This window comes from Maricaulis maris (genome assembly GCF_003634045.1).
In the GTDB taxonomy this organism is placed as follows: domain Bacteria; phylum Pseudomonadota; class Alphaproteobacteria; order Caulobacterales; family Maricaulaceae; genus Maricaulis; species Maricaulis maris.
This window is the reverse complement of sequence record NZ_RBIM01000007.1, coordinates 1-14,650: the sequence shown is the minus strand read 5'-3', so window position 1 is coordinate 14,650 and position 14,650 is coordinate 1. Positions and strand designations below refer to the sequence as shown.

Here is a 14,650-nt window from a genome sequence, read left to right as displayed (position 1 = left end):
ATTCTGGCGCGATTGTCGTGAGTTGGCGGCAAAGAATCCAGCGCTTCATCATCGCCGCACCCAGTTGATGCTCAGCGTTCGGGCGGCGTCCAGTCACTTTCATCGGGCTTGCGCCGTCCCAGACGCAACGCCAGGCCAAGCGCCACGCCGACCCCGATGGCGACGGTCAGGTCGACAAAGACAGTCAGCACCAGGGTGATGAAAAGCAGGGCGCGATCACCGACCGGAGCTCGCCAATATTCCGGCCAGCGATGCGGTTCACTCATATTCCAGGCCGTGACCATCAACAGGGCGGCCAGGGCCGGCATGGCCAGGTAGCCAGCAGCCGGCGCCGCGAACAGCATGATCACCAAGAGGGCCAGCGCGTGTACCAGCCCGGCAACCGGGGTCTTGCCACCGGCGCGGACATTGGTCGCGGTGCGGGCGATTGCACCGGTGGCCGGCAATCCGCCGAACAGCGCCGAGCCGATATTGGCAATGCCTTGGGCGGTGAGTTCGGCATTGGGCCGGTGCTTGCCGTCAATCATCCGGTCCGCGACCATCGCCGAAAGCAGGGATTCCACCCCGGCCAGGAAGGCAATGATGATCGCCGAGGGCAGAAGCGCCACAAGCCGCGACCAGGAGATGTCCGGCAGGGCCGGCATCGGCAGGCCGGACGGCAAGGCGCCAAAACGCGACTGGATCGTGTCGACCGGCAGGTGCAGCACCACCACTAGGCCCGATGCCACGGCCAATCCGACGATCAGGCCGGGAAAGCGCGGCGCCAGCCAGCGCAGCAACAGGATGCACACCAGCGCCACCGCGGCCACGCCGAACGCGGACAGGTTGAGCGTGTCGGCCGCGCCCGCCAGCATCGGCACGGTCTCGATGAAATCCGCTGGCAGATGGGCCAGACTCAGTCCGAAGAAGTCCTTGACCTGGCTGGTCGCGATGATGATGGCGATGCCGATAGTGAAACCATTGACCACGGCCTCCGGGATGTGGGCTATCAGCCGACCGGCCCGGAAATAGCCGGCCACGAGCAGGATGAAGCCGGCCATCAGGGTGGCCAGAACGAGGCCGTCATAGCCGTGATCGGCAATGATTCCGAACACCACTACGATGAAGGCCCCGGTCGGCCCGCCGATCTGCACCCGGCTGCCACCAAAGGCGGAGATCAGGAAACCGGCGACCACAGCGGTCACCAGGCCGGTGGACGGGTCAGCGCCCGAAGCGATCGCGATGGCAAGGCTGAGCGGCAGCGCGACCATCGCCACGGTCAACCCGGCAAGCAGGTCGGCCGTGAACTGACCGAGATCATAGGTCCGGATCGTCGTCAGGAGCTTGGGCAGGCGCATGCAGCCCTGTTAGCACCGCCACCGCCTCATCGCCACTGCGCCACAGCGCCACAGCGCCGCAAGCGTCCGGCTCTAGTCGTGCGGCAGGGCTTCCATGAAGCGCACTGGTTCGCCGCCGCCGGAGACGACCAGCTCGCCGTCGCGCATGACCGAGCGGCCGCGAATGATCGTGCCAACCGGCCAGCCGGTCACCGACATGCCGTCAAACGGCGTCCAGCCGGATTTCGACGCCGACCAGGCATCGGTGATGGTCTCTTTGCGTTTCATGTCGACCAGTGTGAAATCGGCATCCCAGCCGACCGCCATGCGGCCCTTGCCGGCAATGCCGAAAATGCGCTGGGCGCCGGCCGAGGTCAGGTCGACAAAGCGTTCAATGGTCAAACGGCCGGCGTTCACATGGTCGAGCATGATCGGCACCAGGGTCTGCACACCGGGCATGCCGGACGGGCTTTGCGGATAGGGCTTGGCCTTTTCTTCCAGCGTGTGCGGCGCGTGGTCGGACCCGATCACATCGACAATGCCCCGCTGGATACCGCGCCACAGGCCGGCCCGGTGACGGGCATCGCGCATCGGCGGGTTCATCTGCGCCCGGCCCTTGATGCGCTCATAAATCTCCGGGCCTTCCAGCGTCAGATGCTGCGGCGTCGCCTCGACCGAGGCGATGTCGCGGTGATCGGCGAGGAAGTCCATCTCTTCGGCCGTGGAGATGTGCAGCACATGGATGCGCTTGCCGGTCTTGCGGGCCAGGCGCACCAGGCGCTTGGTCGACATGATGGCGGCTTCGGCGTCACGCACATGCGGGTGGCTGGTCCAATCGCCCTCGACCGCCAGCCCACGGCGATCCGCGAGGCGGTATTCGTCTTCGGAATGGAAGGCCGCACGGCGCTTGATCGCGCGCAGGACGCGTTCCACGCCCTCATCATCCGCCACCAGAAGCGAACCGGTCGAAGCGCCCATGAAGACCTTCACACCGCAACAGCCCAGCATGCGCTCCATCTCGGGCAATATGTCGGCATTCTCATTGGTCGCGCCGGCATAGAAGGCATGATCGCAATGCATGCGGTTTTTCGCCCGGGCCAGCTTGTCGGTCAGCATGTCCGGCACGGTGGTGGTGGGATTGGTGTTCGGCATTTCGAACACGGCGGTGACCCCGCCCATCACGGCGCAGAGCGAGCCTGATTGCAGGTCTTCCTTCCACTCCATGCCGGGCTCGCGGAAATGGACCTGGCTGTCGATCACGCCGGGCAGGACCATCAGGCCGGAACAATCGACCACTTCGCCGGCCGACGCTTGCGACAGGTCACCGATCGCTGCGGTCTTGCCCGCAATGATGCCGATATCGGCATGGCCGCGCCCGTCATGATTGACGATCTCGCCGCCCTTGAGAATTACGTCGAAGGTCTGGGTCATGGCTCAGCTCGTCCTCTCAAAAAGCGCCTTGGCGGCATCATACACGCTATCCACGCTGAGGTCCGCCAGCAGGCTCGTCGATGCCTTGCGGCGGTCGTCATGGGCGCTGTCGATCTCCTCGAATGTCACCGGTCCGCGTACCGCATCGGTATGCGTGCCCCAGGGCGCATAGCAACGGTCATCCGACGGTCCGAACAGGCCCAGCGTCGGCGTGCCGACGGCGGCGGCCATATGCATCAGCCCGCTATCATTACCGACATAGAGACGGCAGCGCTCCAGACAGGCGGCGGTTTCCGGCAGACCGAGGCCCAGCAGATCGACGAATTCGATCTCCGGCAGGGCGTCATAGATCGGCTGGGCGTACAGCTCGTCACCCGGCCCGCCGAGCATCACGACATGGGCGTGCGGCATGACCCCGTCCGGTGCGGTGAAGCGGAGGATGAATTCGGCAAACTTCTCCGCCGGCCAAACCTTGAAAATCCACGAGGCCGACGGGCAGATCGCGAGGTATGGCCCCTCGCCTGGCACGCGCTCGGCAGCTTCGGCGCGTACGCCGTCAGACAGGTGCAGTTTCGGGTCCGGTGCCGGTGCGAGCCGCAGCACGCTGGCCGCCTCCTCGACCTTGGGCACCGGCACGGCGCTTTGTTTGAGAATGCGACGTTCCTTGGCGCGCAGGAACCAGGCCGTTCCCGAACAGCGCAGATCGACCACGAGGTCCCATTTCACATCAACGGTTTCGCGCCAGAGATTCCACCAATGCAGCCCCGCCTTCTTCTTGCGCATCACGATGATGCGCTCCAGACGGGGGGTTTCGGTGAAAAGCGAGGCGGCGAGCGGACCACAGGCAATCGTGAAGCGCGCCTCCGGACGCGTCCGCACGAGATGGTCAAGGACCCCGGAATTGATGATCGCATCACCGATACGGGTCGATGTGATGAAAAGAACGCGTTGCATGGGCACCGCAGATAGCGCGCCGCGAAGGGCTTGGCCAGAGACGGGCGCAATGCCATATCGACACCATGAACCAGCCCGCCCCCCTGCCCTTCATCCTGCCCGACCGTCAGATCCTGTCGGTCGCCGGTCCCGATGCCCGCGACCTGCTGCAGCGGATCATCACCGCCGATGTCACCGGCCTCACTGCCGGCCAGTGCCGCCCCGGTGCCCTGCTGACGCCGCAGGGCAAGATCATGGTCGATTTCCTGGTCTTCGCCGACGGCGAAACGATCTGGCTGGACGTGCCGGCAGCCGCCGCCGACATGCTGCTGAAGCGGCTGACCCTGTTCAAACTGCGGGCCAAGGCCGAGATCGTACTCAACAGTGATCTGATCGCCGTCTGGTCAACCTCGCCCTTCCCCGGCAGCGCCGAAGACCCGCGCCTCGCCGGCCGCGTGCATCGCGGCATCGGAGAGAGCGGCAGCGAAGTGCGCGCCCTTGACCGACTCGAGATCGAGGCCGGCGTGCCCGCCTTCGGACGCGATTATGGCGAGGCGGACGTCTTCCCCACCGACGTCAATCTGGATGCTTTCGGCGGAGTTGGCTGGAAGAAGGGCTGTTTCATCGGCCAGGAAGTCGTCAGCCGCATGAAACGCCGCGGCACGATCCGCAAACGGTCCCTGCCCGCCACCTTCGCCGCCGAGGCCCCACCGCCCGGCACCGCCGTCATGGCCGGGCCGACGACGGTCGGAGCCATCAGCGCCAGTCTTGGCCACCACGCTGTCATCCTCGCCCGCCTCGACCGGTTGCGCGCCGCCGAGCATTATTGCGAAGCCGACGGACAGGAAGCCACGATCGTGGTGCCGGATGAATTCTGGGCCGACCTGGAAGCGGCACAGAAAGTCTAGGTCAAGAACAGCTGATTTCGGTTTGATAACAGAACCCGGAACGACCCCGCACTCGCACCCACCGATGGCAAAAAATCGAAGCCTATCTATAAGTATAGAAACAATAATAACCCTAAAATTAACTCGCGATTAAGCCTTTCACGTCCTATTCCCTGCATAAATAAATACATTCCACTCAACACATGGTAGTATTGATGTTTGGCTCCACTCGCAAGAATTCATCCGAATCCCAGGCCATCATGTCTGCCCTGGACACATCGATGGCGATCATCGAATTTCGGCCGGATGGTCATATCCTGACAGCGAACCGGAATTTTCTCGCTCTGACAGGCTATCGACTGGACGAGATCAAGGGGCAGCACCACCGGATTTTCGTCGCCCCCGAAGAGACAGCGAGCCAGGCCTATACCGCCTTCTGGGACAAGTTGGCCGCCGGCGAGCACGTCTCCGACGAGTTCAAACGCTTCGGCAAGGACGGCTCGGAAGTCTGGATCCGCGCCACCTATAATCCGGTCTTCGCGGATAACGGGTCCGTTCGCAAGGTGATCAAGTTTGCCACCGATGTGACCGAAGAGAAGACTTGCCAATTCATCCAACAGGGCAAGCTTGCGGCCATCGACCGGACCCAGGCCGTGATCGAATTCGAGCTCGACGGCACGATCATCAGCGCCAATGCCGCTTTCCTCTCGACCATGGGCTATGAGAAATCGGAAATCATCGGCCAGAAACACGCCATGTTTGTCGAGGCCGATGCGCGGGATTCCGATGGGTATCGCGGTTTGTGGGCCAAGCTGAATGCCGGCGAGTTCGTGTCCGACCAGTTTCGCCGCATCGGCAAGGGCGGCAAGACGGTCTGGATCGTGGGCAGCTATAATCCGATCTTCGATCCGACCGGCAAGATCATGCGCGTGGTCAAGTTCGCAACCGACATCACCGCCGATGTCGAACAGCGCCAGGCCCGCGAGAGCGCCCTGCAGGAAGTCGAGCGCGACATAACCGGCATCGCCGCCAGCGTGACCCAGTCGACCAATCGCTCGACCGAGATGTCGGCCACCAGCCAGCAGGCCAGTATGGGCGTGCAGGAGATCGCCGCCGGAATCGAGGAACTGGCCGCCGCGGCCGGCGAGATCACCCAGCAATTGGGTCGGGTCACCGAAGTGACGGCCAATGCCGTGGAAACCGCGCGCGCGACCAATGAAATCATTGGCGGACTGTCGGAAAGCGCCAAATCGATCGGCGATGTGGTTGCCCTGATCAACGGGATTTCCGAACAGACCAATCTTCTCGCCCTGAACGCCACCATCGAGGCTGCCCGTGCCGGCGAGGCCGGCAAGGGCTTTGCCGTGGTCGCCTCCGAGGTCAAGGAATTGGCCACCCAGGCCGCTTCCGCGACGGACAAGATTTCCGACCAGATCGAGACCATGCGCAGCTCGACGGACCAGGCGGTCAGCGCCATCGATCAGATCAGCGCGACGATCAGCGAGATCGACGAAGTCACCACCTCGGTTGCCGGGGCCACCGAAGAGCAGACATCAGTGACTTCGGAATTGTCCGCCAGCATGCAGCAGGTCGCCAGCGGCGTTGCCTCGATCAATGACGGCATCGCCGAGTTTGCAGAGACCAGCCGCTCCATCGACAGCGCGACCCGCAACCTCCAGACAGCCGCCTCGGCCATGGTCTGATACCGGGAAACGGGGCACGCGGCACCAGTTACTGCCGCCCGGGCAGCGCTAGCCAGCCGTCGGCGACACGATCTCTTGGATATTCTCGCGCAGGAAGCCTGCAAGGGCTTCTACTGCGGGCGGCAGGCCTCGCCGGGAGGGCAAGAGGAGGCTGAGCCGGGCATCCCCGGCTGTCCAATCTGGCAGAATCGGCACCAGCAGGCCTGCGTCAACGAGATCGCGGCAGACATAGTCCGGCAGTGCGACAATCCCCAGCCCGTCAGCGGCCGCGTGTTTCAGGGTGACCATGTCATCGCTGCAAAGCCGTGGCTCGAACGGAATTGTGATCTGGGGTTCTTGCGGGCTGCTGAGCGTCCAGTGCCCGACTTCCGGACGCCAGCCCAGCTTCAACCCGATATGACCCTCAAGCGCCTCCGGCCGAGAGGGGGTGCCATTCTGTTCCAGATAGGCGTGCCCCGCGAACAAGCGCCATGTCACCGTGACCAGGCGGCTTTGAATCAGGCTTGAATCCGGCAGCGGATCGATATGGCCGCGGATCGCCATGTCAAATCCGGACTCGACAAGGTCGACCGTTCGATTGGTGACCTGTTGGATGATGCGGACCTTGGGATTGTCCGACAGGAAGTCCGCGACGGCTCGGCACAGGGCAAATTGGGCAACGCCGACCGAGCACGACAGGCGCACCGTGCCGGACAGCGTATTCGCCCGGCGGCGAACGGCGGATTCAGCGGCCTCGATTTCATCCAGGGCCGTCCGCGCGTGGCGATAGAAGGCTTCGCCGGCATCGGTGACAATAAACTGGCGGGAGGTCCGCTGGATCAATCGCGTGCCCAGGCGATCCTCCAACTGTTGCACATGCCGGCTCAGCCTCGACTTTGGAACATTGAGCGCCCGTCCGGCCGGGGCAAAACCGCGCTTCTCCACGACGTGGACGAAATAATAATAGTCATTCAAATCCATGACCCGGCCCCTTTATCGTTCTGATTATAGAACGATAGTTTCCAATATCGCCACTTTTTATCGTGATCGTTCCGCTGATATCTCCATTCGCAACAGATGGAGACCAATATGCCGACCCAAACCCTGGACGATGAAGAGCGGATCGGACTCGACATTTCCCGCCCCGTACGTGGGCGCCCACTTGTCATCGGTGACGGATTTGAGGCCCTGAGCTTCAAGCAGGATCGCTTCGACGGGCTGATGGATCCGCTGGTCATGGTAGATCATTTCGTGATGACCGAGCCGACCTTCGGCGCTCACCCCCACGCCGGCATGTCTGCGGTGTCAATTCTCTTCGAGGACAGTGAAGGGCAATTCCACAATCGCGATTCGCTCGGTAATGATTTCGAGATCGCGCCCGGGGACCTTTACTGGCTCAAGGCGGGTCGAGGCGCGGTCCATGACGAGGCGCCAAGACCGGGGGCCAGGATCCATGCCTTGCAGGTTTTCGTGAACCTGCCTGCCAAGCACAAGGCGGACGCGCCGGCCTCTCTTCATCTTCCTGCCGCCGAAATGCCAATCATCACAGGCGACAAGCACCGTGTGCGTGTTGTGCTGGGGCAGAGCAATGGTGTCATCGGGGCATCTTCTCCGGCGCTGCCGCTGACGATCCTCGACATCCACCTGCAAGCGGGCGGAGCGTTCACGCACCGCGGCAAGACACGGCAGGCGTCATGGCTGCTGGTGGTTGATGGCGAGGCGCGCCTCCAGGCGGGCGACACCTGGGCCATCCTGGACAAGGGCACCGCCCTCGCGCTTCGAAGCCATGCCAATGCACCTTCAATACGCGTTCAAAGTGACACCGGTGCGCATCTCGTCCTTCTGCAAGGCGAGCCCGTGCGCGAGACCTTCGTGCAACAAGGTCCATTCGTGATGAGCACCGCCCAGGAAATCGAGGCCGTGCAGGCGGCCTACGCGGCCGGCCAGCTTGGCGCGATCGACTGAAATCCCACCCAGCCAATTCTGGCGCTTTCAACGGCTTCAATCAAAGGAGGAAGCTATGACCCATATCCTGAACCCTGAACCCCTCACCGCGGAGAATGCCGCGCTTGTGCTGGTCGACCATCAGGTCGGTCTGATGACCGGAGTCCGCGACTACTCCGTCGCCGAGCTCAAACACAATGTGGTCGGCCTCGCAAAAGCCGCCAAGGCTCTCGGATTACCGATCATTACGACCACGACTTCGGCCGACACGCTCTGGGGCCCGGCCTTTCCCGAGCTGACAGCGGCGCTGCCAGACCAGGACTTCATTGATCGCACCACGGTCAATGCATGGGACGATCCACGTGTCGAAGCCGCGATCCGGGCGAGCGGCCGCAAGAAACTCATCTTTGCAGGCGTTTCTCTCGAGGTTTGCGCAGCCTTTCCCGCCATGCGCGCCGTGCGCGAAGGCTTCGAGGCCTATGTCGCCGTTGATGCCAGCGGGACGTTCAACATGACCAAGCGCGAAACGGGGCTGATGCGCCTCGTGCAAAGCGGTGTCGTGGTGGCGGACGGTGCCAGCCTGATGGTCGAAATCCTGGCCGACAACGCCGCGTCGCAGGCCGGTCACGTCTATCAAGGTCTCGACATGGACTGGGCAAATCTCGTCGGTCAGGTCCGCGCGAGCGCGGCCGTGTAAGGCTCCGGCCTGCTGTCGTAGCTGCAGAGCGTGGTGGGTCTGCGACGAGTCTGCCCGCCACGCCTGTTTCTCCCCGCAATGGAGGGTCCAATGACGCCGTCTTCCCCGACTGGCCAAGCGCCGCCCCGCTACAAAATCGCGTTTCTCACCTTCGTCGGTTTGCTGGCGCCGGTGTACTTCATTCCAGAAGCGCTTTTCCGGCTTCTGCCGGGCGAAAAGCTGCTTGTGACGATCCTCGCCGTCGCCCTCATCGTCCCTTTGATGATGTACGCCATCATGCCCGTTCTCATGCGTGTCTTCGACGGCTGGATAAAGCGGTAGCGCCATCGGCCCGGCAGGACGGCCGCCTCCTGCCACAACCCTGGCAACAGTCCCTGAGAATGCGGCTTGGCAGGCCGCTCCGAACAGGCTGCACTGGTTCGGACCATCGAAGGACCCATCCATGAACCAGCGCTGCGCCTGGGTGAATACGCCCGATCCGATCTATGCCGCCTATCACGACACCGAATGGGGTGTGCCGGAGTATGACAGCCGCGCCCTGTGGGAGAAGTTGTTGCTGGACGGTTTCCAGGCCGGCCTCGCCTGGATCACCATATTGCGCAAGCGCGACACGATGCGCCTCGCCTTTGACGGTTTCGACCCGGACCGGATCGCTGCCTATACCGATGCCGACCGCGAACGCCTGCTCGCCGATCCCGGAATCATCCGCTCGAAATCCAAGATCGACGCCGCCATCGGCAATGCACGCGCCTATATCGCCATGCGCGAAAACGGCGAGGATTTCTCGGACTATCTCTGGGCCTTCGTCGGCGGCACGCCGATCCAGAACGCCTATGCCAGCCTCGCCGAAGTCCCGACCAAGACGGCGCTGTCAGAGACGATCTCGAAAGACCTGAAAAAGCGCGGCTTCAAATTTGTCGGGCCGACGATTGTCTATGCCTTCATGGAGGCGGTGGGGATGGTCAATGATCACGAAGTGACCTGCCCGCGGCATGCGGCGGTGAAGCAGCTGGTAAGGTAGGCGGGTGTCCGCCCACACCCACCGCTACCAAGTTTCCAGCACCGCCTCGGCTGCGCAGAAAAAGAGGCAGTCCGTCCGCGACGCCTCGCAGGACCAGCCGCTCACCTGGCTGTCATGGCGCCAGACCATCGTTCCGGGTTGCGCTTCACAGTCGCGGCGGTTGATCGGGATAGTCGCGGTGGCGTTGCGGCCGCTTGGCTGGCCATCCTGCAAGCTGTAGCGACAGACCGATCCGAATTGCCCGGCCTCCGCCGCCACCCATTCGAGCGCTGCCATCACCGGCGGCATGTCGGGATTTGACACGAAGGGATTGGCGTCCACGCCGACAGCGCGGGCATGGGTCAGCATGGGCGCAACAATTGGCCGGTTTTGCGTCGTGGAAGGCGCCCGGCCACGCACGCTCGAGGCCGGGCGCGTCGGGACCCGGACGGGTCGGCTCTGGCGACGGAAATCTGTTGAATCGGCGCCAAGCGCATTCCCCCGCACCCGCGCCTCATACCGCCAGGCCGGCGCGTCGGGGAATTCCTTGTCCATCACCCAGACATCTTCCGGGGCGGGACAGAAATAGGGTTGCTGCTGGGCCCCGGCGGTCGCGGTGGTCAGGGCCATCAGCCCCGCGATCAGGATTATCCGCATCATCTTCTGTCCCCCAGCCTGGCAAGATAGCGAATGATGCGCCGGAAACGACATGGATGGAAGATTGTCGGGGCAAAGGAAGGGAAAGGGTTGCTTTGAGCCACTTCCTGCCAACGCCCGCGCCCCGGCGCACACCCCGCCATATATCCCTTGCCGGGAGTCAGCCGTATCCGCTGGCTGACAAGGAAATTATGGAGGAGACCGCGCGGCGGCGCCTCTCCTGCAACAGACTTGCCCCCACCTTCCCACCCGCTAAACTCCCCCCATGCGCCGGCTGGGGAGCCCGCATCGGAGCGTTGTCATGCGCCTCATACTTGTCTGTCTGTCCGCGATCGCCCTGTCCGGCTGTGCCTGGCTGGAAAAGGGACGCGACCCGAATCTGCCGTCCGCCGGAGAATTGGGCGCCGGCGAATGCCGTCCCGCCGGTCCGCACGACCCGGCCGCGCCGGGCGAATGGATTTGCGATGATGGTGATGGCGACGAGGACATGCGCCCCCGCCACCGCGTCGAACGCCCGGACGATTATCGCCGCGATCCGTTTTAGGGCGAGGCCTTCCTGGCGCCATCCCTCCCCGAAACCGGGGATACCGGGCCCGGCTCGCTCATGGCCTTCTTCTGCCCACTTCAAACGGACAGGGAGAGCGTTCCATGAAGAGACTTGCCATCATTGCGGGCCTGGCCTGCCTTATCATCAACGGGTCCACGTCGGCCCAGACCTTTGGCTCGGTCAATCTGCGGGCCGGTTTCACGCCGGACCCGTATCGCACCACGATCACATCGGGCGGCAATATTGCTGCCCGCAACCTGTTCACCAATTGCACCGGCTGGGTCGCCGATGCGGTGGATTTTGCCGTCTACTACTCCGCCGGCAATTACAATCTGACGATTTCCGCGACCTCCCAGGCCGACACGACGCTGATCGTGCAGGCGCCGAACGGGCAATTCTATTGCGATGACGACAGCGGGCCGGGCCTCAACCCGACCATCACCATCGGCAATCCGGGCTCCGGCGCCTATTCGGTCTGGGTCGGCTCCTACCGCCAGGGCGAGTACGCTCAAGCCACGCTGTCAGTGTCCGAGATCGGCCAGCGCTAAAGGCTCAGTCGCCGGCGCCCAGCGCCTTGGCATGATGGCGCAAATGGTCCTCGATGAAGCTGGCGATGAACCAGTAGGAATGGTCATAGCCGGGATGGCGGCGAACGGTCACGGACTGCCCCGCCTCCCGGCACGCCGCCTCGAAGAGGTCCGGACGCAATTGCTCGTCGAGGAATTGGTCGGCCTCGCCCTGGTCAATCAGGATCATCTGGTCGCTCGGCTGGCGCTTGACGAGCTCGCAGGCATCATGCTCGCCCCAGGCCGGACACTCATCACCGAGATAGGCTTTCAGCGCCTTTTGCCCCCAGGGCACTTTCGTCGGCGCGACGATCGGCGCGAAGGCCGAGACCGAGGCAAACCGGCCGGGATGGCGGAAATTGAGGGTCAGGGCGCCATGGCCACCCATGGAATGACCCATGATGCCCTGGCGCTCCAGATCAGCCGGAAATTGCGAGCCGATCAGGGCCGGCAATTCATGGGCGATATAGGTCTCCATGGAAAAATGCGGCGTCCAGGGCGGCTCGGTGGCATCGAGATAGAAGCCGGCGCCCTGTCCAAGATCATAGCCCTCGTCGTCCGCGACATCCTCGCCACGCGGTGACGTGTCCGGCGCGACGACCATCAGGCCCAGCTCGGCGGCGACGCGCTGCAGGCCGGATTTTTCCATCACATTCGACCAGTTACAGGTCAGGCCGGACAGGAACCAGACCACCGGCACCGGTCCTTTCCTGGCTTGCGGCGGCGTGTAGACAGCAAAGCGCATCGGGCCGTGGCAGGCCTCGCTGTCATGATCGTGGACAGACAGCGTGCCGCCGAAGGAGGCCCAGCTGGATACCAACCTAATATCGGGGGTCAGGGTCATGGCGATGTCCTTTCTTCCAGCAGCGAAACTGTGTGATCGAGCAGCTCCGGTCCACCCGGCAGGCCATGTCCCGGCACGACGTGGACGGCATCGGGATAGGCGGCGCGGACGCCTTCGACCGCCGCCGGCCAGCCCGGCACATTGCCATCGGCCGTATAGCCAAGTGCGCGGGCCGCAGCGTCGCGCAGGAAGCATCCGCCGAACAGGGTCTGGCTGGGCGCGTGATAGACGACGATGTTTTCCGTCGCATGTCCGGCGCCGGCGGCGAACCAGCTAATCCCGGCCACCATCAGGGCCGGCGGCGTGGTCTCCCCCAGCGCATGGGACGGCACCGGCAGGCCGCGCGCCTCGGCCGCGGCGATGATGTCCGGCGTGGCGTAGACCGGGATGTCGGCAGCGGCGAGCACATCGGCCCCGCCGACCCGGTCCTCATGGGCGTGGGTGGCGATGGCGGCGATGACCGGCCGGCCGAAACGGCGCTGCAGCTCGTCCAGCAGGCGTTCAGTCTCCGCCGCGCCCCAGGCCGTGTCCACCAGGACCAGGCCGACACCGGCCTCGATGACCAGCCCGTTCGACGGATAGGGCCCGATCGCCTCCAGACGCTGATAGCTGACATGGCGCCAAACACCCTCGGTGACCGGTTCGATCTCGAGCGGCGGTGTCGCTTCGGGCTGGGCCGCGAACAGCATCGCGGCCAGGATCAGGATTTTCATGCTGTGTCCCCTTGCTGGCGGCAAGTTGGCGCGGGAATGGGGCCGGTCCAAGGCTCGGCGGGAGAAATTGTGTGAAAGCGCCGCGGATCAAGGTCCGCAATCGATGAAGCGGGTGTCAGACCTCGACCTCGTCCAGCCCGATCGCCGCCAGGTCCAGCCGTTCCCGGGCCAGGGCCAGCAGGCGCTTGTCGGCGGTGAGAAGAGGGTAGCCCTCGCGACGTGCGAGGGCGAGGTAAAGGCAGTCATAGACCGGATGGTCCTGCTCGCAGGCAATCTCCAGGGCCTCGGTATGCAGCGAGATGTCCGGCCGCAATTCCGGGTATGGCGCGAAATGCCGGATCGCCTCCAGACAGGTCCCGCGGTCCATGTCGCCCCTGCGATGATACTTCCAGATCGTATTCGCCACTTCGGTCACGATCAGGGCCGGCGCGACCATGGCGTAGGACCTGATGGCCGCTTCAGCCCGGTCGTTGCCCGGCACAGGCAGAAACGCCCGAACGGCGACGCTGGCATCGAACACAGCCGGTCTCAACGGTCCCGGTCCTCGCGGATCAGGTCTGTCGGATCGAGGTCGCTGGGACGGCACCGTTCGCGAACGCCCCGTGCGAATTCAAGAAAGGTCTCCTTGTCGCGATAGGTTCGCTCCTCGAGCACCTCACGCAGGAATTGCTCCAGCGACTTGCCATCCCGCGCCGCCATGCGTTTGAGATTGGCGACGACCGCGTCGTCAAGATTGCGAATGATGACCTGGCCCATGACCGCCTCCTGATAGCGTGATGATATCACGCGGAGAGGTGGCAGAAAAGTCGGGTCCTCGCGCCGTCTGCGCCGAGGCCTTGCCTCGGTCCACATCCCCACCTCGTGGGGAGAAAATCATGTTCCATCCCCTCTCATTTTTCCCGGAGGCGCGCAGCGCCATCCGGGACCGACGGGAAACTCATCGCTTGCAGGACAGATTGGTTGGTCCCGGCTCTCCGCCCCGCTTTTGCGGGGCTGCGGCCGGGAAAAATGTGCTTTGTTTTGCGGGGGATCGGGACTTGGCAGCCTGCGGGAGAATCCAGCGCTGAAGACGCGGATACGCTCACCGGCCACCCCTGGCTTGTCATCCCGGGCGGAGCCCTGACTTGATCAGGGCGAAGACCCGGGACCCATCAGCCCGGTTCTGCCAGCTTTCGCGATAATGGGTCCCGGATCTCCGCCCGGCTCGGGGCCGGGCATCCGTCCGGGATGACACCAGGATAAGACTCGCTCGGCCCCATCGCCCCTTCTTCCCCACTCGTGGGGAAGAAAAGTGGGCGTTTATCCCCGCCCTGCGCTTCAAAACCGTCATCCTGACGGAAGTCAGGACCCAGTCTCGCACACGCGTTTTCGCCAAGCATGGCAATAGCTTGTCTCGCAGACTGGGTCCCGGCTTGCGCCGGGATGACGGTGTG

Annotated in this window: 17 protein-coding genes; 8 read left to right on the top strand and 9 right to left on the bottom strand. The window is 63.8% G+C overall.

What is annotated here, in order from left to right; translation table 11 throughout:
* Positions 1–71 precede the first annotated feature (71 nt).
* The 3 genes from C7435_RS13975 to C7435_RS13965 form a co-directional block, all read right to left on the bottom strand.
* On the bottom strand, positions 72–1,337 hold the full coding sequence (locus C7435_RS13975; RefSeq protein WP_121212173.1) for a SulP family inorganic anion transporter: 1,266 nt from the start codon (positions 1,335–1,337) through the stop codon (positions 72–74).
* 72 nt (positions 1,338–1,409) lie between these two features.
* The gene (locus C7435_RS13970) at positions 1,410–2,747 is read right to left on the bottom strand and encodes a dihydroorotase (RefSeq protein ID WP_121212172.1); all 1,338 of its coding nucleotides are present in this window, start codon (positions 2,745–2,747) and stop codon (positions 1,410–1,412) included.
* Between the two features lie 3 nt (positions 2,748–2,750).
* Positions 2,751–3,701, bottom strand: a complete 951-nt coding sequence (locus tag C7435_RS13965; RefSeq protein WP_121212171.1) for a glycosyltransferase family 9 protein — start codon at positions 3,699–3,701, stop codon at positions 2,751–2,753.
* 65 nt (positions 3,702–3,766) lie between these two features.
* Between C7435_RS13965 and ygfZ the strand changes: the two genes are divergently transcribed.
* Both ygfZ and C7435_RS13955 read left to right on the top strand, forming a co-directional pair.
* Positions 3,767–4,588: a CAF17-like 4Fe-4S cluster assembly/insertion protein YgfZ gene (gene ygfZ, locus C7435_RS13960; RefSeq protein WP_075191128.1), complete on the top strand. Its 822-nt coding sequence runs from the start codon at positions 3,767–3,769 to the stop codon at positions 4,586–4,588.
* A 182-nt stretch (positions 4,589–4,770) separates the two neighbouring features.
* The gene (locus tag C7435_RS13955; protein WP_325048657.1) at positions 4,771–6,270 is read left to right on the top strand and encodes a methyl-accepting chemotaxis protein; all 1,500 of its coding nucleotides are present in this window, start codon (positions 4,771–4,773) and stop codon (positions 6,268–6,270) included.
* Between the two features lie 48 nt (positions 6,271–6,318).
* On the opposite strand, the gene C7435_RS13950 is transcribed toward C7435_RS13955, so the two are convergent.
* A complete protein-coding gene (locus tag C7435_RS13950) occupies positions 6,319–7,230 on the bottom strand; it encodes a LysR substrate-binding domain-containing protein (protein WP_121212169.1) in 912 nt (303 codons plus the stop codon).
* A gap of 108 nt (positions 7,231–7,338) precedes the next feature.
* Between C7435_RS13950 and C7435_RS13945 the strand changes: the two genes are divergently transcribed.
* The 4 genes from C7435_RS13945 (at position 7,339) to C7435_RS13930 (ending at position 9,911) form a co-directional block, all read left to right on the top strand.
* Entirely contained in the window at positions 7,339–8,214 is an 876-nt protein-coding gene (locus C7435_RS13945) for a pirin family protein (protein ID WP_121212348.1), read from the top strand.
* A 55-nt stretch (positions 8,215–8,269) separates the two neighbouring features.
* Entirely contained in the window at positions 8,270–8,890 is a 621-nt protein-coding gene (locus C7435_RS13940) for an isochorismatase family protein (protein WP_121212168.1), read from the top strand.
* A gap of 90 nt (positions 8,891–8,980) precedes the next feature.
* Positions 8,981–9,211 (top strand): putative antibiotic biosynthesis monooxygenase, encoded by a 231-nt coding sequence (locus C7435_RS13935; RefSeq protein WP_121212167.1) that lies wholly within the window; start codon positions 8,981–8,983, stop codon positions 9,209–9,211.
* A 121-nt stretch (positions 9,212–9,332) separates the two neighbouring features.
* Positions 9,333–9,911 (top strand): DNA-3-methyladenine glycosylase I, encoded by a 579-nt coding sequence (locus tag C7435_RS13930; protein ID WP_121212166.1) that lies wholly within the window; start codon positions 9,333–9,335, stop codon positions 9,909–9,911.
* A 24-nt stretch (positions 9,912–9,935) separates the two neighbouring features.
* Here the strand turns inward: C7435_RS13930 and C7435_RS13925 are convergent, their stop codons facing one another.
* Complete coding sequence (locus C7435_RS13925) at positions 9,936–10,550, bottom strand: hypothetical protein (protein WP_121212165.1); 615 nt, start codon at positions 10,548–10,550, stop codon at positions 9,936–9,938.
* A 298-nt stretch (positions 10,551–10,848) separates the two neighbouring features.
* Here C7435_RS13925 and C7435_RS13920 point away from each other — a divergent pair, with 298 nt between their 5' ends.
* Complete coding sequence (locus C7435_RS13920; RefSeq protein ID WP_075191134.1) at positions 10,849–11,091, top strand: hypothetical protein; 243 nt, start codon at positions 10,849–10,851, stop codon at positions 11,089–11,091.
* A gap of 104 nt (positions 11,092–11,195) precedes the next feature.
* Positions 11,196–11,642, top strand: coding sequence for a peptidase S1 (locus C7435_RS13915; protein ID WP_121212164.1), 447 nt, complete (start codon positions 11,196–11,198; stop codon positions 11,640–11,642).
* A 4-nt stretch (positions 11,643–11,646) separates the two neighbouring features.
* On the opposite strand, the gene fghA is transcribed toward C7435_RS13915, so the two are convergent.
* The 4 genes from fghA to C7435_RS17015 all read right to left on the bottom strand — a co-directional run bounded on the left by fghA (position 11,647) and on the right by C7435_RS17015 (position 13,973).
* Positions 11,647–12,504 carry an S-formylglutathione hydrolase gene (gene fghA, locus C7435_RS13910; RefSeq protein WP_233350782.1) on the bottom strand — a complete coding sequence of 286 codons (858 nt, stop codon included), beginning with the start codon at positions 12,502–12,504 and terminating at the stop codon, positions 11,647–11,649.
* Entirely contained in the window at positions 12,501–13,217 is a 717-nt protein-coding gene (gene bla, locus C7435_RS13905) for a subclass B1 metallo-beta-lactamase (protein WP_121212163.1), read from the bottom strand. Before bla ends, fghA begins: the two co-directional genes overlap by 4 nt.
* A gap of 115 nt (positions 13,218–13,332) precedes the next feature.
* Positions 13,333–13,737 (bottom strand): type II toxin-antitoxin system VapC family toxin, encoded by a 405-nt coding sequence (locus C7435_RS13900; protein ID WP_158025636.1) that lies wholly within the window; start codon positions 13,735–13,737, stop codon positions 13,333–13,335.
* An 8-nt stretch (positions 13,738–13,745) separates the two neighbouring features.
* Positions 13,746–13,973, bottom strand: coding sequence for a FitA-like ribbon-helix-helix domain-containing protein (locus C7435_RS17015; protein WP_147422709.1), 228 nt, complete (start codon positions 13,971–13,973; stop codon positions 13,746–13,748).
* Positions 13,974–14,650 lie beyond the last annotated feature (677 nt).